This window comes from Bifidobacterium sp. LH_743 (assembly GCF_056355775.1).
The window spans coordinates 84,083-107,307 of the sequence record NZ_JBKESZ010000008.1 but is presented as its reverse complement, the minus strand read 5'-3'; the positions used below and the strand labels follow the sequence as shown (position 1 = coordinate 107,307).

Annotated in this window: 15 protein-coding genes; 5 read left to right on the top strand and 10 right to left on the bottom strand. The window is 59.9% G+C overall.

Annotated features, from left to right (window positions below; translation table 11 throughout):
• Window positions 1-50: 50 nt before the first annotated feature.
• Window positions 51-1,277, bottom strand: a complete 1,227-nt coding sequence (locus AC1ATL_RS09095) for an alkaline phosphatase family protein (protein ID WP_476569979.1) — start codon at window positions 1,275-1,277, stop codon at window positions 51-53.
• 85 nt (window positions 1,278-1,362) lie between these two features.
• On the opposite strand from AC1ATL_RS09095, the gene AC1ATL_RS09090 reads away from it, so the two are divergent.
• Complete coding sequence (locus AC1ATL_RS09090; RefSeq protein ID WP_476569978.1) at window positions 1,363-4,035, top strand: DNA gyrase/topoisomerase IV subunit A; 2,673 nt, start codon at window positions 1,363-1,365, stop codon at window positions 4,033-4,035.
• A 102-nt stretch (window positions 4,036-4,137) separates the two neighbouring features.
• Here AC1ATL_RS09090 and AC1ATL_RS09085 read toward each other — a convergent pair whose 3' ends face one another.
• The 3 genes from AC1ATL_RS09085 to AC1ATL_RS09075 are packed head-to-tail and all read right to left on the bottom strand — an operon-like array spanning window position 4,138 to window position 9,387.
• Window positions 4,138-8,583 (bottom strand): DEAD/DEAH box helicase, encoded by a 4,446-nt coding sequence (locus tag AC1ATL_RS09085; RefSeq protein ID WP_476569992.1) that lies wholly within the window; start codon window positions 8,581-8,583, stop codon window positions 4,138-4,140.
• Window positions 8,584-8,621: 38 nt separating this feature from the next.
• Complete coding sequence (locus tag AC1ATL_RS09080; RefSeq protein WP_432623932.1) at window positions 8,622-8,834, bottom strand: helix-turn-helix domain-containing protein; 213 nt, start codon at window positions 8,832-8,834, stop codon at window positions 8,622-8,624.
• 1 nt (window position 8,835) lies between these two features.
• Window positions 8,836-9,387 carry a DUF2975 domain-containing protein gene (locus AC1ATL_RS09075; protein WP_476569977.1) on the bottom strand — a complete coding sequence of 184 codons (552 nt, stop codon included), beginning with the start codon at window positions 9,385-9,387 and terminating at the stop codon, window positions 8,836-8,838.
• A gap of 169 nt (window positions 9,388-9,556) precedes the next feature.
• Here AC1ATL_RS09075 and AC1ATL_RS09070 point away from each other — a divergent pair, with 169 nt between their 5' ends.
• On the top strand, window positions 9,557-10,930 hold the full coding sequence (locus AC1ATL_RS09070; RefSeq protein ID WP_476569976.1) for a DUF4153 domain-containing protein: 1,374 nt from the start codon (window positions 9,557-9,559) through the stop codon (window positions 10,928-10,930).
• Between the two features lie 3 nt (window positions 10,931-10,933).
• Here AC1ATL_RS09070 and AC1ATL_RS09065 read toward each other — a convergent pair whose 3' ends face one another.
• The 4 genes from AC1ATL_RS09065 to AC1ATL_RS09050 all read right to left on the bottom strand — a co-directional run bounded on the left by AC1ATL_RS09065 (window position 10,934) and on the right by AC1ATL_RS09050 (window position 16,926).
• Window positions 10,934-12,121, bottom strand: a complete 1,188-nt coding sequence (locus tag AC1ATL_RS09065) for an MFS transporter (protein WP_476569975.1) — start codon at window positions 12,119-12,121, stop codon at window positions 10,934-10,936.
• Between the two features lie 242 nt (window positions 12,122-12,363).
• Window positions 12,364-14,637 (bottom strand): DNA gyrase/topoisomerase IV subunit B, encoded by a 2,274-nt coding sequence (locus AC1ATL_RS09060; RefSeq protein WP_476569974.1) that lies wholly within the window; start codon window positions 14,635-14,637, stop codon window positions 12,364-12,366.
• 89 nt (window positions 14,638-14,726) lie between these two features.
• On the bottom strand, window positions 14,727-16,118 hold the full coding sequence (locus AC1ATL_RS09055) for an RNA polymerase sigma factor (protein WP_476569973.1): 1,392 nt from the start codon (window positions 16,116-16,118) through the stop codon (window positions 14,727-14,729).
• A 124-nt stretch (window positions 16,119-16,242) separates the two neighbouring features.
• Window positions 16,243-16,926 (bottom strand): DUF4192 domain-containing protein, encoded by a 684-nt coding sequence (locus AC1ATL_RS09050; protein WP_476569972.1) that lies wholly within the window; start codon window positions 16,924-16,926, stop codon window positions 16,243-16,245.
• Window positions 16,927-17,134: 208 nt separating this feature from the next.
• Here AC1ATL_RS09050 and AC1ATL_RS09045 point away from each other — a divergent pair, with 208 nt between their 5' ends.
• Window positions 17,135-18,217 (top strand): polyprenyl synthetase family protein, encoded by a 1,083-nt coding sequence (locus AC1ATL_RS09045; protein ID WP_476569971.1) that lies wholly within the window; start codon window positions 17,135-17,137, stop codon window positions 18,215-18,217.
• 154 nt (window positions 18,218-18,371) lie between these two features.
• Window positions 18,372-20,504: a Stk1 family PASTA domain-containing Ser/Thr kinase gene (locus tag AC1ATL_RS09040; protein ID WP_476569970.1), complete on the top strand. Its 2,133-nt coding sequence runs from the start codon at window positions 18,372-18,374 to the stop codon at window positions 20,502-20,504.
• A gap of 102 nt (window positions 20,505-20,606) precedes the next feature.
• On the opposite strand, the gene AC1ATL_RS09035 is transcribed toward AC1ATL_RS09040, so the two are convergent.
• Window positions 20,607-21,332 carry a lysophospholipid acyltransferase family protein gene (locus tag AC1ATL_RS09035; protein WP_476569969.1) on the bottom strand — a complete coding sequence of 242 codons (726 nt, stop codon included), beginning with the start codon at window positions 21,330-21,332 and terminating at the stop codon, window positions 20,607-20,609.
• A 50-nt stretch (window positions 21,333-21,382) separates the two neighbouring features.
• Between AC1ATL_RS09035 and AC1ATL_RS09030 the strand changes: the two genes are divergently transcribed.
• A complete protein-coding gene (locus AC1ATL_RS09030; RefSeq protein ID WP_476569968.1) occupies window positions 21,383-21,949 on the top strand; it encodes a hypothetical protein in 567 nt (188 codons plus the stop codon).
• 123 nt (window positions 21,950-22,072) lie between these two features.
• Here the strand turns inward: AC1ATL_RS09030 and trpD are convergent, their stop codons facing one another.
• Window positions 22,073-23,125 carry an anthranilate phosphoribosyltransferase gene (trpD, locus tag AC1ATL_RS09025; protein WP_476569967.1) on the bottom strand — a complete coding sequence of 351 codons (1,053 nt, stop codon included), beginning with the start codon at window positions 23,123-23,125 and terminating at the stop codon, window positions 22,073-22,075.
• Window positions 23,126-23,225: the final 100 nt, after the last annotated feature.

Below are 23,225 nucleotides of genomic sequence, written 5' to 3'. Positions count from 1 at the left end.
AACCTGCTTGAAGGGGACGGGATCTCGTCGAGCGTTTCCAGACGGATGTCTTATGCGATGTCGATCAGACAGGGGATGTCCGATTCCAATCTGGTAAGCGAACCGTGGACGCTGGGCAGATGCATCGCCTTTTCCGCTTGCGTGCGTGAATCGACGATGGTGGTGGCGCCGGTCGAGGACACGATCACGTCTCCGATCATCGGTTCCACGTATGGGGCCACCTGCCCATAGATGCCTTCCTCAATGGCCTGCCGACGCGTGCGTACCTGTGCCCGCTCCCCCAATGTCTCGCGCCATCTCATGGCAATGTCTTCTGGGTTCTCATCGGTTTCGGCGTAGAGCATGACGCAACGCGGTTCGCCTCCCACCTTCGCCACTCCCCTCATCAGGCGGGGGTCCGCTGCGATGTCGACGCAGCATTCCGGATCCGCGGTGATCATCCCGTGGTCCGCCACGATGACCATGAGTGTGCCTTTGGGAAGGTTGCGCCGCAATAGTCCCAGCTGCGCATCGACACGTTCGAATGCGCCGATCCATTTGTCGGAATCCCAACCGTAATTGTGTCCGATCTTATCGGTGTCGCGCAGGTACACGTATGTCAATCCCGGTGTCCGTGCCGCATTGGCGGCCGCCATGATGCGTCGGCGCGGGTCGTCGTTGGAGATGTAATCGCTGCCGCGCAATGCCGCCTGTGTCAATGCGGAGAACGCGAACTTCGGCAGGCCCGAACTGGTGACGCGAGCGTCTTGCGCCGTCAGTCGTTCGAAAATGGTCGGCTGACGCTGCAGTTCCATCGGCGCGGGGGCGTTTTTGAAGGATATGAGCTGGCAGATCTCCCCGGTGTCGGGATTAAGCTGCGTGTATCCGGTCATGCCGGTCAGTCCGGGGCAGGTGCCGGTGCCGAAGGTGGACATGGCGGCCACCGTGGTGCTGGGCATGCATGTGGCGATCGGACGTTGGTTGGCGCTGTCCGCCATCAGCGAGCGTAGGTATGGCGCGTGCCCCAGCCTCATGTTGATGTTCCAATAGCCGAGGCCGTCCACCAGGACCACGACCGCCGAACTCGCGTCGGGCAGGCCAAGCGCTTCCTGCAGGCGTTTCGGGTCGGCGTGCACCATTGTCGGTATGGGATGCCCGATGGCGCTGGAGATGGCGGGAAGCACCGAGGACAGGTGAAAGGCTCCGCCACGAGCGTTCCCATCTGGCGTATCGTCTCCGTATGACGCCGGTCTGGTCATGGACAGCAGCTGGTCGGTATCGGGCACTTCAACACTCATGGTTTCCATTCAAGCACCGCGGCAGTACCAGCTGGTAACATTGCTAGGTTGATTACCATAAACTTTCCGTGAGGAGAACCACCGCATGGTGTCGCACCGCAAACCGGCAAAACCAGCCTTCGACCCGCGTACGGTCAAGGAGAACATCGTCGAGACGCCGTTGAACGAGGAGATGAGCAAATCGTTCCTCGAATACGCGTATTCGGTGATCTACGCCCGAGCGCTGCCTGATGCCAGGGATGGTCTGAAGCCGGTGCAGCGGCGCATCATCTATCAGATGGGTCAGATGAATCTCAATCCGGATCGGCCGTACATGAAGTCGGCCCGTGTGGTGGGCGAGGTGATGGGCAAGCTTCATCCTCACGGCGATTCCGCGATCTACGAGGCGATGGTGCGTTTGGCGCAGCCGTTCGCCATGCGGCTGCCGTTGGTGGACGGCCATGGCAATTTCGGTTCCCTTGATGATGGTCCGGCGGCCTCTCGTTACACCGAGGCGCGCATGGCTCCGGCCGCGTTGGGCATGAATGCGGACATCGCGGAGGATACGGTTGATTTCACGCCGAATTACGATAACAAGCTCAAGGAGCCGACCGTTCTGCCCGCGGCGATTCCGAATCTGCTGGTCAATGGCGGTTCCGGCATAGCCGTCGGCATGGCCACGAACATGGCCACACACAATCTTGGTGAGGTGGTGGCCGCGGCCAAGCATCTCATGCGTCATCCCGACGCGACCTTGGAGGAGTTGATGCGCTACGTGCCGGGGCCGGATTGGCCGAGCGGTGGCGTGATTGTGGGCCGCAAGGGCATCCGTGAGGCGTATGAGACCGGCCGTGGCGCGTTGACCACGAGGTCGGTCACGCATATCGAGAATGTGACGGCGCGCAAGAAGGCGATCGTGGTGACGGAGCTTCCGTTCATGGTTGGTCCGGAACGTGTGCTGGAACGTATTTCCGAGGGCGTGAAGAACCGCAAGCTGGAGGGTATTTCCGGCGCCATCGATCTGACCGACCGTCATAATGGCACTCGTCTGGTCATCGAGGTCAAAACCGGTTTCGATCCGAACGCCGTGCTGGTCCAGCTGTTCAAGCACACGCCGTTGCAGGACAATTTCACCATCAACAACGTGGCGTTGGTCAATGGTCGTCCGCACACCATGGGCCTCAAGGAGATGCTTCAGGTGTGGGTGGATCACCGCCGCACGGTGATTCGCCGCCGCAGCGAATTCCGCAGGAAGAAAGCGCTGGAGCGTCTGCATCTGGTGGAAGGCCTGCTGCTGGCCATGGTGGACATCGACGAGGTCATTCAGGTGATTCGTTCCTCTGATGACGCCGAGGCCGCGAAGACTAAGCTCATCGCCGTATTCGATCTGGATGAGGTCCAAGCCCAGTACATCCTCGATCTGCGTCTGCGTCGTCTGACCAAGATGAGCCGTATCGAACTGGAAGCGGAACGCGACGATCTGAGGAAACGCATCGAGGAGCTCGAGCGGATTCTCGCCTCCGATGAGGCGCTTGATGGCGTGGTCATCGACGAGATGGACGACGCCGTGGCCAAATATGGCACTCCGCGTCGTACCGTGCTGCTGGATGAGGATGCCGAAGGCAATCTGACTCCGGTGGTGGCGCATGGTGATGACGGTGTTTCCGCGAATGCGGTGGCTGCGGCGCGCGCGGCGGCCACCGTCTCCTCCACCGCGGCGGACGTGGCCGCGGCCGCGAAGGCTGCGAAGAAGGCCGGTGAGGATAACGCCACCGCGGCGGCTCTGCAGATTGACGATGAGCCTTGCGCGGTGATGCTGTCCGCCACCGGCCTGATAGCGCGGACTTCCGTAGATGCGGTGGAACGTTGGGAGAACCGTTCCGCTTCCGCGAACCGGGCCAAGGACGATCAGATCGTTTCGATGTTCCGCACTTCCACACGTTCCTCGTATGGTCTGATCACGTCCGCAGGTCGTCTGGTACTGGCCCATGTGGTCGAACTGCCGAAGGTCTCCTCCGAGGGAACAATCAGCGCAGCCGGAGGCGTGAAGGCGGAGGAGCTTCTGGGCATGACGGAGAACACCGATCCGATTCGTGGGGAACGGGTCGTCGCGGCGATAGCCATGCCGTCTCCGGATGACGGCCAGCCAGCTCCCTTGGCGTTGGGCACGCGCAATGGTGTGGTCAAGCGTTGGAACCGCGAGTCGCCGACCACCATGGATTCGTGGAGCGTCATCGATTTGAAGGATGGAGACGCGGTGCTCGCCGCGGCCGAAGCGAACGACGATGACCGTTTGGTCTTCGTGTCCACCGATTCCTCCCTGCTGACGTTCGAGGCAAAGAACGTGCGGCCTCAGGGCCGTACCGCCGGAGGCATGGCCGGCATCCGATTGGCGGAAGGCTGCACGGTGGCCGCTTTCGCGGTCGTTCCGGCAGATAAGGTGGCTTGGAACTATGAGGAGGGCGAGAACGGCCTGTTCTCCGCTTCCGGAGCCGTGGTATTGACCGTGGCCGGCGATTCCAAGGCGTTGCCGGGCACAGAGAACGGTTCGGCGAAGGTCACTCCGTTGGAAATGTATCCGACGAAGGGCCGTGGCACTGGCGGGGTCCGCTCGCAGCGGTTCCTTAAGGGGCAGGACACGTTGATTCTCGCGTTTGTGGGCGCATATCCGGTTCATGCCTCGACCAGTGGCGGAACCGACGTGGAGTTGCCGAAACCCGATATGCGTCGTGATGGTTCCGGAACAGAACTGTCGGCTCCGATCGCGGTGGCCGGTTAAAAATAGGTTTTTCTGGATTCCTGAAAATCGCGGGGATGCCGTGCGCCGGTATGAATCCGATGCACGGCATCCCCGTTTTGCGTCAATGCGCATGAACGACGCTCAGCGGTACAGTTTCATGCCTTGCGGACTGTCGGTGAATCCCGCGGCGCGTAGCAGACGCCATGCATCGTTGCGAGCATTCAATGGTTCGCCGTTCATTTCGGCAAAGCTGACGCTGCCGCTGGGAAGCCGCTGCAGTGTATAGGCGAGTTCCGCGCAAGCGGATCGCAATGTCGGCTCGTCATCGGTGAAACTGACGAGCTTATGGCTTTTCGGCATGGCGAATATGACCGGAGCGCCTTTGGCGAGCACGATGATTGAGCCGGCTCTTCGTGCCGGTTTGAGATGCTCCTGTTGCGGCCATGCGATCGCGGATCCCGTCAGAACGGCAGGATCGGTCACATCAAGCGCCACGCAGGACAGGCCACGCGACCCGTGCTCGTCGCGTAGGACATCAACGGTGTCACGGCTGGCGAATTGGGCCGCGCCAAAGCCTTTGACGAACATGCCTCTGGCCAGGAGTCCATGTTCCTCCATACGCTTGAGCACCGGATACAATCCGGAGAATCCTCCGGGGATCCGTTCCTTGTCCACCAGAGGGGCGGCGAGCACGCCGTATCGGTCCAAAAGCGATTCGACCAGTTCAATCTCGTATTCCTCAGCGCCTGATGGCCGCGCCGACTCGTCGGAACCGACCGTGCCGTCCGGGTTGACCGCAGACCACAGTCCGCCAAGCGTAGCGGGAATCGAAGAACGTGTCCGCACGCGTCTGCGGGCGGGCACGCGAGGTGTACGGACCGTTCCATGTCTGCGGGACAGCGAACGGACGGGCATGAACGAACTGTTCGTTATCCTGCCCTGCCATACCAAGGACCATAACGCCTCTTCGAACCGCTCCTCGTTCCACGAGGGGTATATGATCTCCCCCGTTTCGGCATTCACTTGGATCTCGGCATGGTTCTGCCATAGGGTTTTCGCCATGGATGAGAGCTGCCGGGCGGGAAAGGCTCCGCCACCATCCAGAACGGCGAGCACTGCTTCCGGAACGGTCATGGCATCGGTGTGCGACTCGTTCCGTTCAGGATTATCCGGCATGTCTAGCAAACGTGAGTCGGCGGGATGGAATGCGATGGTGCCGGCATCCTTGGCATTGGATCCATTGGATTTGGAGCCGACCCATACCACTTCTCCGGATGCGAGCAGTTCGTCGAGCATGCCCGGCTCGTAATCGCGGACCCGTGCCGGAAACACCGAGGATTCCCATACGTCGGCATTGAGAGTCACGCCTTCGAGCTGTTCGATGACGCGCAACAGCCCGTCGGCGCCTTCATATCGGGCACCGCCCACCGGTCCGACGCCTTGGCGATCCAGCAGGAACGCCTGATATGCCGTCTGGTCGACTGGTTTGACGGCACGGCGTGCTTTGGCGAGGGATAGCGACCGAATACGTCGGAACACCTCGACGTGGAGCCACTGGTCGACGGCCTGGTCCGAACCGGAGAAACGTCCTTTGAGCAAAGTCCCTTTGGCGTTCAGCTCGTCCAGGGCATGGACCGCCCGCGTCGCGTCGATCCGGAGCTGTGCGATCATCTGGTCCGCGGTGAATGGTCCGTGTGTTTTGGCGTATCTTGTGACTCGGCCCGTGACATCATCCTCATCCAGATCGTTCCAGAACGTTCTTCTGGCCAGTTCCTGCTCGACCTGCGCGATAGCGTCCGGGTCCAGTAGCGAGGCCATGTCTGCGGCGCCCAGCAGTCGTTCCAGCACTTCCGGATCCATGGACAGCAGCTGCGTGCTGCGTTCGGCCTGGGGAACGTCATATTGGTACATCACCGATCCGACGAATCCGAACAGTAGCTGTTCTGCAAATGGCGAAGGCGTCCGCGTGGTCGTTTCGGTCAGATTGATGGCACCATCATTCAATCCCGCCATCACCTGGTGCAATGCAGGCAGATCGTAGACGTCCTGCAGGCATTCGCGCGCGGTTTCCAATAGGAGCGGGAAATTCCTGCAGGCGCGTGCCGCGTTGAGCAATTGCGCGGCTTTCAGCCGCTGCTGCCATAGCGGCACACGTTTGCCGGGTCTGGTGCGGGGCAGGAACAACGATCGTGCGGCGCATTCGCGGAATCGCGCCATGTACAGCACGCTTTTGCCGATCTGCGTCTCCACGATGCGTTGCAGCTCATCGCAGTCAAACAATATCAGATCACGCATCCGCATATCGGCGTATCCATCCGGCAAACGCAGGATGATGCCGTCATCGGCCGCATGCACCTGTCCATCGAAGCCGTAACGTTGCTTCAGACGTGTGGTGATGGCCATGGCCCACGGCTCGTGAACGCGTCTGCCGAACGGGGAGTGCACGATGATGCGCCAATCGCCGTCTTCCTCCCGACTACGTTCCACGACGAGTTCACGGTCGTCGGGCACGATGCCAGTCGATTCGCGCTGTTCGGCCAGCAATGCGGCCAGATCGCCGATGGCGTTGCCGTCAAGTCCGTCGTCCCGCAGTCGCCGCTCCGCCGATGCGGTGAATTTCGGTTTTCCGACGGAGCCGTCCGTTCCGGAGGACAGTTCACGGCTCAGCTCGCGGACGAGACGCCCTTCCGTCATGCCGAAATGGTAATCACGTCCATCCTGGTCGCCATGCCAGAATGGCAGCCGAGCCGTGCGCCCGGGAGCCGGCAGCACCACGACACGGTCGTGGGTGATCTCCTGGATCTGCCATGTCGAAGTGCCCAAGGTGATGACGTCCCCGACCCGGGATTCGTAGACCATCTCCTCATCCAGCTCCCCCACTTTGCGCGGCCCCGGACCGGAACCTTCTTCGGGGAGCACGACGGTATACATGCCACGGTCGGGAATGGTGCCGCCGCTGGTGACTGCGAGACGCGCGGCACCGGGTCTGGCGGTGATAAGCCCCGATTCCTCGTCGTATTGCAGAGGCGGCCGGAATGCGGAGAAGTCCTCGCTGTTGTAGGCACCGGTCATCATGCCCATGGTGGCGTCGAACATGGAACGTTCAAGATCGCGGAACGGCGCGGATCGGCGTACCACGGCATACCATTCGTCCGGTTTGAGGTCGTGCATCGCCGCCGCCGCGACCGTCTGCTGCGCGAGCACATCCAATGGATTGCCGATGACGCGCAGTGGTTCGAGATCCCCCGACCGCATGCTTTCGACACTGGCCACCATGCCGATGATCTGCTGACGCGTGACCGGATAGAGCAACGCGTGCGACACTCCCCCGACCTTGTGGTCGGCGCGTCCGACGCGCTGCAGCCCCGACGACACCGACAACGGAGGGGCAATCTGGATGACCAAATCCACCGACCCCATATCGATGCCGAGTTCGAGGCTGGATGTGGCCACCACGCAACGCAGTTGTCCACGTTTGAGCTGTTCCTCGATCTGCTTGCGACGATCCTTGGAGACCGAACCATGGTGGGCCATGGCGATCGCGTCGGCATCCTCGTGCGACTCGACCAGCATGGTGGTCGAGCCGACCACGGAATCATAGTGTCTGGCGAAATGCTCGCGCCCTTCGGGCGAGCCCATGTCCTGATATTGGGGAATGGAACCGCCACGGGATTGCGTATAGAGGTCGTTGAGCCGTGCGGTGAGCTTTTCGGCAAGTCCTCGCGAGTTGACGAACACAAGGGTGGTGCGGTGGACAAGCACCTCATCGAGCACGCTGCGCTCGATGGCCGGCCATACCGACCCTCCGGTGGCGCTGGTGTCAAGCATGTCGGAGAGCGGCTCCACTACCTTGATCTCCATATCCGGACGGGACTGCGGACGCACGATGCGTACCGGCTGCGAGCCGCCGAGGAAGCGGGCCACCTCCTCCACGGGATTGACGGTGGCCGACAGTCCTATGCGCTGTGCCGGTTTTTCAGTCAACTCGTCAAGCCGTTCAAGGCTAAGCGCCAGATGCGCGCCGCGCTTGGTTCCCGCCACGGCATGGATTTCGTCCACGATGACGGTTTCGACGGTGGAAAGTATCCGGCGCGCCTGGGAAGTGAGCAGCAGGAACAGCGATTCGGGTGTGGTAACGAGGATGTCTGGTGGATGGCTGACGATTCGGCGTCGCTCCTGTGGCGAGGTGTCCCCGCTGCGCATGGCCACGCTGACATTCGGAGCAGGGAAGCCCATCGTCTCGCATTGTTTGGAGATACCGTCCAATGGAGCCTGCAGGTTTTTCGCGACATCCGCGCCCAGCGCCTTCAATGGCGAGATGTACAGCACTTTGACTCCGCCGACCGGTTTGCCGCTTTTTGAGTCGGATGGCTGGGCCGTCCGACGTTCTTTCCCGGACATCAGCCGGTCGATCGCGGAAAGGAACGCGCATAGCGTCTTGCCCGAGCCGGTGGGAGCCACCACCAGAACGTTCTCACCGGCTCGTATAGCGGGCCAAGCCTGCCGCTGTGCTTCGGTCGGATGGTCGAACGCATGCCTGAACCATGTTCTGGTCGCTTCGGAAAACAAGTCCAAACATTCGTACATACGTTCGATTATGGCATCGCCTTCAGACATGCCAACCGTCAATCGACGTCATCGACCCATTCGAGCACATCGCCGGGCTGGCAGTCAAGCGTGGAGCATATCGCGTCAAGCGTGGAGAAACGAATCGCCTTGGCGCGGCCGTTCTTCAGCACCGACACATTGGCGGGCGTGATGCCAATCGCATCGGCCAGCTCATTCACGCCCATCTTGCGCTTGGCCAGCATCACATCAAGATTCACACGGATCGCCATGTCAGATCACCGCCGAAAGCTCATCACGCTGCTCGATGGCCTGCCGCAGCAGCGAGCGCATCACCAGCATGAGCAGCATGAACGCCGCTATGAGCAACAGAGCCACCAGACCGCCGCCCGCGACCGCGAAGCGAACCAGATCCGTTTCCAACCCGAGCAGCCTCGACAGGAACAGGGATGGCGACAGCCAGGCCTGGGAGAGCATCGCCAGGACGACCAGGATCCCTTCCACGCCGGCGCAGCCAAGTATGCCGTCGACCAGATGGATGGCCTTCCCGGAGAACACGTCACGATGACGAACCAATGTCAGCAGCCTCCACAACGGCACCAGAGCCACCTCGAAACAGGCCACCATCAACACGAATCCGATCACATAGAGCCAATGCGTCACATCAGCATGGAAGCAATCGATGGAAACGACCACCCCCGCCACGAACGCGCCGACCTGCAGAGCCAGCCCACACAGTGCAAACAGCACGACCAGCACACGCAGCGCCACAATCACCGCCGTCTCTCGTTCCGGATCGTCCATCGAATCATTCCGCGCACACATATACGGTATCTCCTTCATAGACAAACGCGATTTACGAAAAACGATAATAACCTATCGTTTTTCAATATGCAAATTCCGTGAAAAAATAAATTTCGATATGTTTATATCGTTTTTCGATAGCTTACCATGGCGACAGTTCCACATTGATCCATCAATCGAAAGGAATGCCATGAACACCCAACAGACACCGGCGCCGCAACCGGCCACACGCGTCGCCATCGAACAGCAGCATCCGGCATCCCGACGGACGGGACGGCGCACCATCGCGACCATGGCCACGGCGCTCGTCATCACCTTCGTCTTCGACCGGTTCGTCTGCAGCTCCACGCTTCCCGAATGCGTATACGGATATGCCCTGCCGTTATTCTGGCTGCTATGTCTTGCGCTCGTCACCGCGCTCCACTGGACGAGCGTGCGCAAACGTCCGTACACGTGGCTTGTGGCCGGCACGATCACCGCTTTGAGCGTATGGAACATGCTTTCCGTCAGCGCCACTCCGTATAGCGGGAACATCGATTACTCGCTGACCACATTCCTTGCGCAACCCATACTGCTGATGCTGCACTGCCAGCTGGTCAACGGCCGATACAGCATATGGCATCCGTCCCAAGTGGCACGCGATTGGCTTACCGGCTGGCTCGTACAGCCGTTTTCCAATCTGGGGCGTGTCTTCGGATCGCTTACCATCCTGGCCCGTTCCGCCGCTTCGGCCAACAAACGCTCGAAGGCCCGTGAAATCGGTATGGCAGCACTAGTCTCGATACCCCTACTACTGACCATCATCCCCTTGCTGACCAGCGCGGACCAGATATTCCGCTACGAACTGACAGCCGCCATCGGACATCCCGACCTTACGGCGATCACAATCCACACACTGATCGTCATTGTGCCCTGGCCGTTCCTATGCTCCCTGCTTCTTAGCCTCGATATCGAAAACAAAGAGCCGTCGGAGCCCCGTCATATCGCCTTGAGTTCAACGATGACGGTCACCGTGCTCTCGATGATGCTGGTCGTATACACGCTGTTCTGCGCGGTGCAATTGCGTTTCCTGTTCGCCGGAGCTTTGACGGACGGCTTAATCTCACTCCCGGATGGACTGACCTATAGCGAGTATGCGCGAGACGGTTTCTTCCAGCTGCTGACGGTGGCCGCCATCAATCTGGCCATCTTCGGCATCGCTCTCATATCCACCCCACACACACCTTGGCTGAACGCCACGCTGGGCGGACTGCTGGCCGTGACCGCCGTCATGCTGGCCTCGGCGGCCCTTCGACTGGGCCTGTACATCGGAGCGTACGGTCTGACCTGGCTGCGCTACTTCTCACTGACGTTCATCGTATTGCTGGCAATCGCCATCGCGCTGTGCGCGATCCGCATGTTCACGGCACGCCTTCCGCTCATGGCGACGCTCGCCGCGCTCGTCATGGTCTGGTATGTGACGCTTGGCTTCAGCAATCCGGATTGGGTGTGCGGCACATACAATGCCGCGCACGGTTTCAGCAGTTCCTATTCGCCGGACAATCCGGCGACGTGGATGTTCTGACGTTCAGGCCGTGACCTGGCCACCACACTTTTTGCGCAACGTTTCGTGCATGACCACCATGAGCACCAGGAACGCCACGAGATACCACGGGAACAGGTTGACGGAGATGTGCTGGGCAATCAGACCGAACACCGGAGGCATGCACATCGACCCCACATAGGCGAATGCCATCTGCATGCCGACGATGGCCTGGGACTTGTCCTTGCCGAAATAGGTCGGCGTGGAGTGGATGACGCATGGATAAATCGGCGCGCATCCCAGGCCGATGACCATCAGTCCCGCGATGGTGCCGATGTGATGCGGCAGCGGCAGCAGCATGATGATGACACCCGTCAATACCAGAGCCTGTCCAAGGCGGATCATGGACGGATCGCTCAATCTCATGGTGAGGAAGCCGCTTGCGAGACGTCCGACGGTGATGCCGATGCAGAACAGGCTTCCCCACATGGCGGCCGTGGTCTTGTCGATGCCCTTGCCAAGCACCATGTAGCTGCTGGCCCACAGCATGGCAGTGGATTCAAGCGCGCAATAGCAGAAGAACATGACGAGGATCTCGCGTGCGCCACGAATCGCAAGCACGCCACGGATGCCGAGGGGCTTGCGTGGCGCATCGTCCTCAGTTGTCTCTTCGGTGTCTTGTGCGGTGCGTGTCTTCCACAGCGGCAGGCTGAATACCAGTACCGCGGTGAGTGCTATTTGCAGGATAGAGATGTACCGGTACCCCCATGACCAGCCTTGACCTGCGCCCAACGCATACGCCATGATGTACGGGCCAAGCAGCGTGCCCAATCCCCACATGGCGTGCAGCCAGCTCATGTGACGGCTTTCATAGTGGATCGCGACATAGTTGTTCAGCGCCGCGTCGACGCCACCCGCCCCCAATCCATAAGGAATCGCGAACAGCAGCAACATCCAGTAATTCGGCGCGATCGAGAAACCGAACAAAGCGAACGCCGTCAACGCCACGGACACCACAGTGACCTTGCCCGCGCCGAATCGCAGGGTCATGCGATCGGACAGCAACGCGGACACGATGGTGCCCGCCGAAATGGTCATGGAGATGCCACCCTCCCAGGAAACAGGCGCGTTCAAATCGGTGCTCATCGTCGGCCAGGCAGCTCCGAGCACGGCATCCGGCAAGCCCAGACTGATGAAAGCCACATAAATCACGGCAAGCAGCAGATTGGCCATGAATCAGCTCCTTTGATGGTTCCTTGGACACGTTGATCCGAATTCTTCATACAGTTTACCCGCAGTTACCTACCAAACGGTAACTAGCGATTTGCGGTACCGCTTCAACGTCTGATTCCGGTCAAAGCATGATTCGGTCTTGTTTTTCGGTCTTGTTCCAAGAAGCGAGCAGGCGTTGGTTCCGGCAAAAAAGCGGGAGGCGGGTTTCGACGGAACGGAACCTACCTCCCATGCAATCAAAATCAGGTGTCGATCTTCGAACGGTCGAAATCGTCCGCGTTCTCCACGATGAACGCCTTGCGCGGAGGCACGTCATCGCCCATGAGCAGGCTGAAGATGTGGCTGGCCTGTTCGGCGTCCTCCATGCGGATGCGGCGCAGCATGCGGGTGCGTGGATCCATGGTGGTGTCGGCCAACTGATCGGCATCCATCTCGCCAAGGCCCTTGTACCGCTGAATGTCCTCGTTGTAGCCGATATGTTTTCTGTCGAGCTCGGCAAGCTTGCCCGCCAACTCGTCATCGGAATACGTATAGATGAACTCGCCCTTGTGCGCGCCCGTCAACGCGATACGATGCAACGGCGGCACGGCCGCATACACGTGACCGTATTCGATGAGCGGCCGCATGTACCGGTAGAACAGCGTCAACAGCAGGATGCGGATATGCGCGCCGTCGACGTCGGCATCGGTCATCATGATGATCTTGTTGTACCGGGCCTGCTCGATGTCGAAACTCGCTCCGGAGCCGGCGCCGACCACCTGGATAATGGCCGCGCATTCCTTGTTGGACAGCATCTGCGCGAGCGACGCCTTCTGCACGTTGAGGATCTTGCCTCGAATCGGCAGCAGCGCTTGGAATCCGGAATTGCGGGCGGCCTTGGCGGTGCCGAGCGCAGAATCGCCCTCGACGATGAACAATTCGGCCACATCGTCGTTGCCCGGCTGGCAGTCGGACAGTTTCGGAGGCATGGAGGCGGATTCGAGCGCGTTCTTGCGGCGCGTGACCTCCTTGGTCTTGCGGGCCTGCACGCGGGCGTGCATCTCACCGACGATCTTCTCCAGCACGCGGCCGGACTGCTCCTTGTATCCGCGCTTGGAGCCGGTGATCATCTCGCCGAACTGCCTGTCGGTCATCTTGGAGACGATGGGCTTGACCTGCGCGGTGCCGAGCACATCCTTGGTCTGTCCCTGGAACTGCGGCTCGGCGATGCGCACGGTGACCACGGCGACCAGACCGGCGAGGATATCGTCGCGCTCCACCTTCATGTTGGAATCCTTGAGATTCACCTTGAGCTTACGCGCATTATCCTCGACGGCCTTACGAACCTGTCTGGTGATACCCTGCAGGAAGCCGTCCACATGCGTGCCTCCGCCGGGGGTCTCCACCACGTTGACGAAGCTGCGTATGGTTGTGTCATATCCGTTGGTCCAACGCATGGCGATGTCCACGGCGCAATCACGGGTCACCTTTTGCGCATGCAATTCACCGTCATCGCCCACAGCCTGCGTCTCTTCGACATACGTGTCATCGCCAGTGATGCGCCAAATATCCGAAACGGCCTCGCCTTTGGACAGGAAATCGACGAAATCCCTCACACCGCCGGTATGAAGGAATTCCTCGATGCGCGCATGCGGGTATTTCGGACGCGTGTTCGGTGCGGCGTTTTCCTGCGGTTGCGCGTCGGCACCGTCCGTCTGGGCTTCAGGCGTTTCGTCCGTGGCGGTGGCGTCCGGTTGTGCCGCGTCCGTGGCATTGTCCTCGACATCGACTTCCAGCATTTCGTCGACGGCCTCATCACCGGTTTCAGGGATGTTCTCATCGATGACGGTGATTTTCAGCCCTGGTACCAGGAAGCTGGTCTGACGCACACGGTCGATCAGCTGGTCGTAGCTGAATTCGGCGGTGTCATTGAAAATCTCAGGATCGGCCCAGTAACGGATGCGGGTTCCCGTGGTCTTCGGACTTACCTTGCCAATGATCTCCAGTTCGGTCGGACGGTTCTTCCGTGTCTTCTTGAACGGCGAGTCCGGGGACGGATGCTTGGGATCAGCGTCGGAATACACGCCGGGATGACCCTGGTGGAAGGCCATGTGATGCGTTTTGCCGTCACGATCCACTTCCACGTCAAGGCGGGAACTCAACGCGTTCACCACAGACGATCCGACGCCATGCAGACCACCGGAGGCGCCGTATGAGGAATTGCCGAATTTCGCACCGGCATGCAGCTTGGTCAACACCACTTCCACGCCGGTGAGCTTGGTCTTGGGCTCGACATCCACCGGAATGCCACGGCCGTTGTCCGCCACCTCGACGGAACCATCATCGTGCAATGTCACGATGATGTGGTCGCAGGCACCCGCGAGAGCCTCATCGACGGCATTGTCGATGATCTCCCAAAGGCAATGCATCAATCCTTGGCTGTCGGTCGTACCGATATACATACCTGGACGTTTGCGCACCGCGTCCAAGCCTTCGAGCACGGTGAGGCTCTTCGCTCCGTAATTATCCTTTGCCATGTTCCCTTTCGATTATCGCGTCTCCAGACGGAAGAAGCCGAGAAACCAACGTCTCCGCCGGTTTCTCGACTTCGTTCATTCACGTCCGATCACTGATCCAGGAAGTCGCGCAACGTCTGCGAACGAGACGGGTGACGCAACTTGGACATGGTCTTCGATTCGATCTGGCGGATGCGTTCACGGGTCACCCCGTACACACGGCCGATGTCGTCCAACGTCTTGGGCTGGCCATCCTCCAAGCCGTAACGCATCTTGATGACGCCTGCCTCACGGGGGGACAGCGTCTCAAGCACCTGCTTGAACTGCTCTTGCAGCAGAGAGAAAGCCACGGCGTCGGACGGAGCGATGGCATCGGTGTCCTCAATCAGGTCGCCGAATTCGGAATCGCCGTCCTCGCCAAGCGGGGTGTGCAGCGAAATCGGCTCACGGCCATACTTCTGCACTTCCTGGACCTTCTCAACAGGCATGTCGAGCTCTCGAGCCAGCTCGTCGGGCGTTGGTTCGCGGCCCAGATCCTGAAGCATCTGGCGCTGCACGCGGGACAGCTTGTTGATGACCTCGACCATGTGGACAGGCACTCGGATGGTGCGGGCCTGGTCGGCCATGGCACGGGTGATGGCCTGACGAATCCACCACGTGGCGTACGTGGAGAACTTGAAGCCCTTCTTCCAGTCGAACTTCTCGACGGCACGGATCAGACCGAGGTTGCCTTCCTGAATCAGGTCAAGGAACAGCATGCCGCGTCCCGTATAACGCTTGGCCAGAGAGACCACAAGTCGGAGGTTGGCCTCCAGCAGGTGATCCTTGGCTCGTTTGCCGTCGTTCGCGGCCCACTTGAGCTCGCGCTTGCGCTTGAAGTCCATCTTGTCGGATTCCGTGTCCAGCAGATGCTGGGCGTACAGACCGGCTTCGATGCGTTCGGACAGGTCGACCTCCTGCTCGGCGTTCAGCAGGTTCACACGGCCGATCTGCTTCAGATAATCCTTGACCGGGTCGGCGGTGGCGCCGGCGGCGATCACACGACGCTTCGGATTGCCCGACGGCGTCAGATTGTCGTCGTCATCATCATCGCGGACCACGAAAGCGCCCTTTTCCTTAGGCTCTTCCGGCTTCTTGCGCTTATTGTCCTCGTCATCATCCGACTCGGAGTCGTCCTCGTCGAGATCATCATCCTCGTCGAGATCATCATTGTCATCGTCGTCCGCGTCCACGTCGTCGAGGTCATCATCGAAATCGTCGAGATCGGCGTCCTCGTCGGGGCCATCTTCGTCCTCGGGAACCTCGTCGACCAGATCCTCCTCGTGATCCTTCTTGACCTTGGAGGCCTTCTTCGCGGTGGCTTTGCGCGATGTCTTGGCGGTGGTCTTCTTCGCCGCACCCCTCTTCGTAGTGGTCTTGCGCGTGGAGGCCTTCTTCGTGGAGGTGGTCTTTTCGGTCAGATCAGTCTGTTCCGTGCTTGCCGTCGTTTCCTTGGTGGCCAAACTTATCCTCCTACTGATCCCGCCGGAAGCGTATACCATATGGGCCCACTTCTGGCAAGGGCAAATCGTCAACTATGTGAGTAAACCATCTTGCAAGGACGATTATTCCCGCGTGTTGGGCCCATCACGCACCAATGTCGACGCCTTTCGGCGTGTTGTCTGCGTTTTCCGAAGTCCATGCCGGACCAATATGACGGTGCGTGGCGGAACAGACGATCGCGGCAAGCGAACAGTCCTCATCCAACGCGAGTGCCCGCAGGGCACACAGCATGGCACGCTCGTCACCCATCCACCACAATACATAGCTGATCACGGCCAATGGCTGAACCTGATAGCGTTCGGGAACCATTTCGATGATGTCGAACATCATGGTGACGCCGTTGTCGCAGCGCACGGTGTCGGGAGTCGTTGAGGCGTCCCGGAACGAATCCTTGAGTATCTCCTCCAGCCGGCGTGAATTATCGGGATGCATCGGATTGGTCATGAAGTCCATCAGGAACTCGCGCGGCGAACGGTCCTCCCCCACGACGATGGACACCAGCAATGCGTCGCGGACCGACATCGCCCGTTCCATGGCGACGGCGATCGCCCGCTTATCGTTCCGGGATAGTCTGCGAGCGCCATCCAGACCACCGCCGACGGACTGAGAATCGGCAAGAGAGTCCATCCATCGTCCGAACGGCTCCTGCAGGAATCCGCGTATCGCTTCCTCCATTCCCTGCGATTTGCAATCTTCCGTCAGCTGTTCGCCGAGCTGATCCATTTCCGTGTCACGTATCGGCGTCGTCTCGTCGATCATGTTCATCATTCCGTTCTCCTTGACATGGTTGGCGCGGACGCCGTGCGCGACCGCTTTCCGGAGTACTATGCGGCATCCGCCGATGCTCGGGCCGTGTTTTCAGCCCCTGTGGTCGGAGAATGCGTCCATCGGCGTGTCATGGAACGTGCCATACCGTTCCATCCATTGCAATTACTGCGTTCCGTTCTTGTCGGACGCATGTGGATAACTTTGATATATGACTAGCTCCTCCGATTTGGAACAGATTGAAACGCGCACGTTATCGTTGGTGAGGGATTTTTCGTTCCTTCACGCGGATGATGCGGTCGCCGATTCCTGTAGGCCCATCGCCGACGCGGTCGCCCGGCAGGCGGTCACGTCAAGCGAGGGCGGCAAACGGCTTCGCGCGCTGCTGACGTTGGATGCGTTTCGCGTGTTTGCCCAGCAGGACGTGTTGGAGCGGGATATGGACGCGGTGCTTGATCTGGCCTGCGCGATCGAGGTGTTCCAGACCGGAGCGTTGGTGCACGATGACATCATCGACGATTCCGACCTGCGTCGCGGCAAACCATCCGCTCATCGCGCGCTGTCCATGGACACGCACAGCGATGCCATCGGCCATGGTCTGGGCATCATGCTGGGCGACATGCTGGCCACCGCAAGCGTGGATATCGCGGAAAAAGCGGCATCCCGTCTTGGTTCCGGAACGGACGTGGTGTCGGCGTTCCTGAATATGCATCGCGAGGTGGAGATCGGCCAGGTGCTTGATTTGGCCGTGGAGCTCAATTCCCTGGACGATCCTGCCGAGCTGGCGGCCGCGTCGCTGAATGTGTTCCGTTGGAAGACTGCCAGCTATACCACCATCGCGCCACTGGAATTCGGTATGCTCGCAGCCGGTGCCGATGCCGGTACCGCACGTGACCGTGCTTTGGCGATAGGTCTACCTCTTGGCTTGGCGTTCCAACTTGCCGACGATCTTCTGGACGTCATCGGTTCGAGCCGCAATACCGGCAAGCCGATTGGCGGTGATATCCGGGAAGGCAAACGCACGGTGCTGCTCGCCGATGCCATCGATGCGGCTGACGAGGCGGAGAGACGCGAGCTCATCGGCATGTGGGAGGCCGGTTCCCGCGACGAGGAACAGGTTGCCCGCGCCATCACGCTTTTCGAATCCACCGGTGCGATCGATCGTTCCAAGGAAAGGATAGCGGAGCTGTGGGGCGAATCCAGGAAGTCCATCGAATCGCTTGGTCTGCCCCGTCAACGTGAGGATATGCTTGTCAAGGCCTGCGCACGCTTCGTGCCCATCGTTCACGAATAGATCTGGAAAATCAGTATCAGGAATCTCGCGGAATGCGTGAAAGACCCATGTCCGTCATATGTTCCGCGAGGCTCATGCTTGACCCCTGCTTGTAAACTACGGATTGAAGACTGTTCGACAAGACGTTTTTGAGAAGGAACCATACCGATCAACCATGAATGAAGCCCCACACGACCCCGTAGGCCAAGTCATAGAAGACCGGTACCGGGTTATCAGCAGAATCGCCGACGGTGGCATGGCCACGGTGTATCAGGCCACCGATGAACGGCTGGGACGCACCGTCGCCGTAAAAATCATGCACACGCAGCTGGCGCAGGGACCGAAGCGCGATCAGTTCGCGGAACGCTTCCGGCGTGAGGCCCGTTCCGCGGCCGCGATAGCCAATCCGCACATCGTGCAGGTCTACGATACCGGCGAATTCAATGGATTGGATTATCTCGTCATGGAATACGTCCATGGCGTGAACCTGCGTTACGAAATGAACCAGCAGGTCACTTTCAGCGTGCGTGAGACGCTCCGGATTGTCGGGGAAACGTTGGATGGCCTGGCATCGGCCCACCGCGCGGGCGTGGTGCACCGCGACATCAAACCGGAGAACATTCTGCTCAACGACCGAGGGCATGTGCAGATCACTGATTTCGGCCTGGCCAAGGCCGTTTCACAGGCCACGTTGTCCTCCACGGGCATGTTGCTGGGCACGGCCTCGTATCTGGCGCCGGAAATGATCGAAAGCAACCGGGCGATTCCTCAAGGGGACCTCTATTCTGTGGGCATCATGGCTTGGGAGATGCTGACCGGCAGGGTTCCTTTCAACGCCGACAATCCGGTGACGTTGGTGTTCAAGCATGTGCATGAGGACGTGCCGGACGTTTCGACCGTATGTTCCGGAATCAATGCCGACGTGTCGGCGTTCATCGCAAAGCTCACCGCGCGTGCGCCGGAGGAGCGCCCCCAAGACGCTTCCGTGGCGCTCGAGGAACTGCAGCGATTGCAAAGGGGCCTCACAATCGACGATTGGCAGTATCGACTACCCTCAGAGACCGACGTCTCAGCCAACGTCGGCGGGCCGGGCATGATCCCTCCCGCTCCCCCTGCGCCGCCCACGAACCAATCCGACGATCGCACCCGTCCTTTTGAGCAGCATACGACGAATGCAACCAGTATCATGCCAACGGAACAGTCACGACCCGATCCGGAGGAGACCGCCAGACTGTCCTTGGACGGACACGGATCCCCGACCGGATCCAGGGAAAAGGCCAAAGGCAAGCAACGAGGCCGCAAGGGCAAACGTACTCCCGTGATTGTCGCGTGCATAACGGCGGCCGTACTTGCCTGCGCCGGTGGAGGCGGCTATGCGTGGTGGTACTTCCAAGGTCCGGGAAGCTATTGGACCTTGCCTCAACCGGCCGACCTGTCGTGTGCGGCTTCAAAATCCTGCCGCATCTCCAATGTCAAATGGAGCTCCTACGAGCAACTGCTGAAATTCGCCAATATCGAATACGAAATGACTGAGGCCTACAGCGATTCCATCGCCAAGGGAGACATCATCTCCACCGATCCGGCGAACGTCGGATCGCATGTGAGCAAACGACGCCATCAGAAGGTGAAGGTGGTTGTGTCGAAAGGCGTCAAGCAGGCCACCGTTCCCGCCGACATACTCGACGCCGACAGCGCGAATGGCAAAGACCCCGTCAAAGCGCTGAAAGAAGCCGGCTTTGACAATATCGAGCGGACGCCGGACAGTGATGACGCGTACTCCATGGACGTGCCCCAAGGGGCGTTGCTGTCGCTCAGCGTAGACCCTGGCGCCACCCTGTCCCATAATACGAAGATCACCGTCACCCTGTCACAGGGGCCGAAACCGGTCACCATGCCTAATATCGTCGGCGAATCGAAGGACGAAGCCCAACAGGCATTGGACGGACTCAAGCTCACCGTCGACTGGTCCGAGCAGTTCGATGACAAGATTCCGCAGGGACAGGTGATGTCCGCCTCCGCAAAGGCCGGTGACGAGTTGCATTGGGGCGACGCCATCGAAGTGGTGGTGTCGAAGGGGCCGCAGACCGTGACGCTGCCGAATTACGTCGGACAGCGTGCGTCCGATGCCAAGAGCGCTTTGGAGAAGCTTGGGTTCAGTGTGAAGATCAGCTCGCAGATCACGCTTGATTCCAGCCAGGACAAGAAAGTGGCGTCGCAGGATCCCGTAGGTGGCACAGAGGTGCGTCTGCATCAGGAGGATGGAACGCCGACCACCATCACTTTGAAGATGTATTCGTCGCTGTTCTGAGCATCCTCATGGCTCATGGCATGCGACGACCATGAGCCGTATATGGCGATGGGGATGTTCCGACGTTCCTGGAACATCCCCATCGCCATATATGAAAAGAATCTACTTTTTGCCGTTCTCAGACTGGTTGGCCTGCGCTTCGGCCTCCTGCTGGGCCTTAAGCTCGGCCTTAACCTTTTGCGCATACTCGTCGACGTATTCCTGGCCGCTCATCTTCTGGATCTCGCGGGTCACACGGTCGGTGAGCGAACGCAGGTCCTCATGGGTGATCTCGTCCACCGGCTTCTTCTCGACTTCAATCGGCTTGCCGTAAATCACCGTGGATTTACCTTTGTTCGGAATGACCTGTCCCGGCTTCTGCAGTTCACGGGAGCCGATGATGGCGGCCGGAACAATCGGGCATCCGGTCTCGAACGCCAGTCGGGCCGCGCCGGTATGTCCCTTGTAAAGACGTCCGTCCGGACTACGCGTACCTTCGATGTGGATACCGAACAGATGCCCGTCCTCGATGATCTCACGGGCATGGTTCAACGCTCCAAGCGATTTGGAACCGCCGGAACGGTCCACGGGGAACACGCCGACGGAAGTGAACCACCATTTCTTGAACTTGCCTTTGATGCCCTTGCCTTCGAAATACTCGGCCTTGCCCATGAAATGAATCATGCGCGGGCAGGTCAGCGGCAACAGTGCATCGTCGATGACGGCAAGGTGATTGGCCGCGATGATGGCGCCACCCTCATGCGGAATGTTCTCAAGTCCCTGCGCGGTCGGCCCCAGACGATGGATGGCGATCGGCCCCAGACCTTTGACGAAAAACCAGTAGAGCATTCTTCACATTCCTCCCGACGGATTGGCGCCCGCCCGATTAGAGTATAAGTATGACTGACCTCAACAATACCAACGACGATGAAGAACGCCCAAACGATGAGTCGCATGGCGGTGTCTCGCCATCCGACGACCTGGATGCGGCCTGGGCCGAATTCGCGAATTCGCACGCCGATGACCTGAAGGCCGTGGAACGTTCGCGCAGTGCGAAACGTTTCGAAAAACACGCGCAACGTCAGGAAAAAGAGGCCCTGCTGTCCGTCAACGATCTGGATCAAGGCACATTCGTCGGCGACATGCCGTCAACTAGCCGCGGTCCGCGTGATTTCACCGGTTCAAGCTGGCTTGATACTGACCGGGTCATGGACCGTTATGGTGAGGATTTCGTGCCACCGAACCCCAAGATCGGCCCTGTGAAATTGTCGAAGCTTGTCTTCTGGGTATTGTTGGTCGCCGGTGTCATCGGCATCATCGCTTCGGTGTTCATGCCAGCGCTGGCTTCGATTCTGGGGTCCATCTTCGGTCTGTGCGCATTGGTCGGCGCCGCCGGGCTCATTGTGCAGCATAAGGGGCATTCCCAGACGCGCACCGACGAGTTCGATGATGGCGCGCGCGTCTGATGACGGCTCCCATATGCGGCCTAGCTGCCGTCATATCGGACGATGCAATGTGAAGGCCCGACACTGTTATTCCATCAGTGTCGGGCCTTCACATGTCTGTACAAGCGCTATATACGCGCGGATTCAGGCTTTCGCAGCTTGGGCGGTCGCAATCCACTTATCGAGCAGCGCCGTTGCCTTGCCGGAATCGACGGTCTGCTCGGCAATGGCATAAGCTGCCTTGAAGCGTTCGGCCAAGCTGGCATCGGCCAGTACCTGATGCCCGTCGGCTACGATGGCGGATGCGGCGTTCAACAGGGCGGTGGTGCGGAACGGCACATCCTTGCCCGCGAAGAAATCACGTGCCAGTCGTGCGTTGAGTTCGGGTTCTCCGCCTTTCAGGTCGGAAACGTTGATCTTGGCGAGACCAAGCTCGACGGTCGGGTCGAATTCGTCTTCAACAACCTTGCCATCCTTGAACTCCCAGATGGAGACCGGTCCGGTCGGGGCCATCTCGTCAAGTCCCTCGCTGGAGGTGTAGACCATGCCGGTTTGACCGTTCGCCGCGTACACGGCGGCCATGATCGGGCTCATCTTGCGATTGGCGCAGCCGACGGCCATATGCTTCGGGCTTGCGGGATTTGTTAGAGGACCAAGCACGTTGAACACGCATGGCACGCCGAGCGCGGCGCGAATCGGTCCGACGAAACGCATCGCCGGATGGAAGGTACGTGCGAACGCGAACGCGATGCCGCATTCGTTGCCGACTGCGGCCACCTGTTCCGGCGTCAAATCCAACGGCAGTCCCAACGCTTCGAAGCAATCGGCGGTGCCGCACTTGGACGAGGCGGCGCGATTGCCATGCTTGACGATCTTGACGCCCGCTGCGGCGGCAACGACCGCGCCCATGGACGACAGGTTCACCGTGGACGCGCCGTCTCCGCCGGTGCCGACGATATCGGTGGTCTCACCTTCGATATGCAGCGGGATGGCGTGGGCGACCATGGCCTTCGCCGCACCGCGAACCTCATCAGGCGTCAATCCCAGCTGTTGCTGGGTGGCTAGCACCGCGCCGACGGCGGCCGGATTGGCGTTGCCGTTCATGAGGTCATCGACGAACCACTCGGATTCCTCGGCGCTTAAGTGGTCCCCCTCGACCAGCTTGGTGAGGATCGACTTCCATGTGATTTCGGCCATGATGCCCTCCTTGGCGTTGAGACGCCTGTTGTTATGTTTGTCGCTACATTGTAATGACTCGCTGTTTCCTCTGGCATGCACGTCCGTATCACGAACAACG

What these genes read in the sequence shown, in the direction of transcription:
- AC1ATL_RS09095 (WP_476569979.1), bottom strand. Translation starts at nt 1,277, where the DNA reads ATGAGTGTTGAAGTGCCCGATACCGACCAGCTGCTGTCCATGACCAGA.
- AC1ATL_RS09090 (WP_476569978.1), top strand. Translation starts at nt 1,363, where the DNA reads ATGGTGTCGCACCGCAAACCGGCAAAACCAGCCTTCGACCCGCGTACG.
- AC1ATL_RS09085 (WP_476569992.1), bottom strand. Translation starts at nt 8,583, where the DNA reads ATGTACGAATGTTTGGACTTGTTTTCCGAAGCGACCAGAACATGGTTC.
- AC1ATL_RS09080 (WP_432623932.1), bottom strand. Translation starts at nt 8,834, where the DNA reads ATGGCGATCCGTGTGAATCTTGATGTGATGCTGGCCAAGCGCAAGATG.
- AC1ATL_RS09075 (WP_476569977.1), bottom strand. Translation starts at nt 9,387, where the DNA reads ATGTGTGCGCGGAATGATTCGATGGACGATCCGGAACGAGAGACGGCG.
- AC1ATL_RS09070 (WP_476569976.1), top strand. Translation starts at nt 9,557, where the DNA reads ATGAACACCCAACAGACACCGGCGCCGCAACCGGCCACACGCGTCGCC.
- AC1ATL_RS09065 (WP_476569975.1), bottom strand. Translation starts at nt 12,121, where the DNA reads ATGGCCAATCTGCTGCTTGCCGTGATTTATGTGGCTTTCATCAGTCTG.
- AC1ATL_RS09060 (WP_476569974.1), bottom strand. Translation starts at nt 14,637, where the DNA reads ATGGCAAAGGATAATTACGGAGCGAAGAGCCTCACCGTGCTCGAAGGC.
- AC1ATL_RS09050 (WP_476569972.1), bottom strand. Translation starts at nt 16,926, where the DNA reads ATGATGAACATGATCGACGAGACGACGCCGATACGTGACACGGAAATG.
- AC1ATL_RS09045 (WP_476569971.1), top strand. Translation starts at nt 17,135, where the DNA reads ATGACTAGCTCCTCCGATTTGGAACAGATTGAAACGCGCACGTTATCG.
- AC1ATL_RS09040 (WP_476569970.1), top strand. Translation starts at nt 18,372, where the DNA reads ATGAATGAAGCCCCACACGACCCCGTAGGCCAAGTCATAGAAGACCGG.
- AC1ATL_RS09035 (WP_476569969.1), bottom strand. Translation starts at nt 21,332, where the DNA reads ATGCTCTACTGGTTTTTCGTCAAAGGTCTGGGGCCGATCGCCATCCAT.
- AC1ATL_RS09030 (WP_476569968.1), top strand. Translation starts at nt 21,383, where the DNA reads ATGACTGACCTCAACAATACCAACGACGATGAAGAACGCCCAAACGAT.
- trpD (WP_476569967.1), bottom strand. Translation starts at nt 23,125, where the DNA reads ATGGCCGAAATCACATGGAAGTCGATCCTCACCAAGCTGGTCGAGGGG.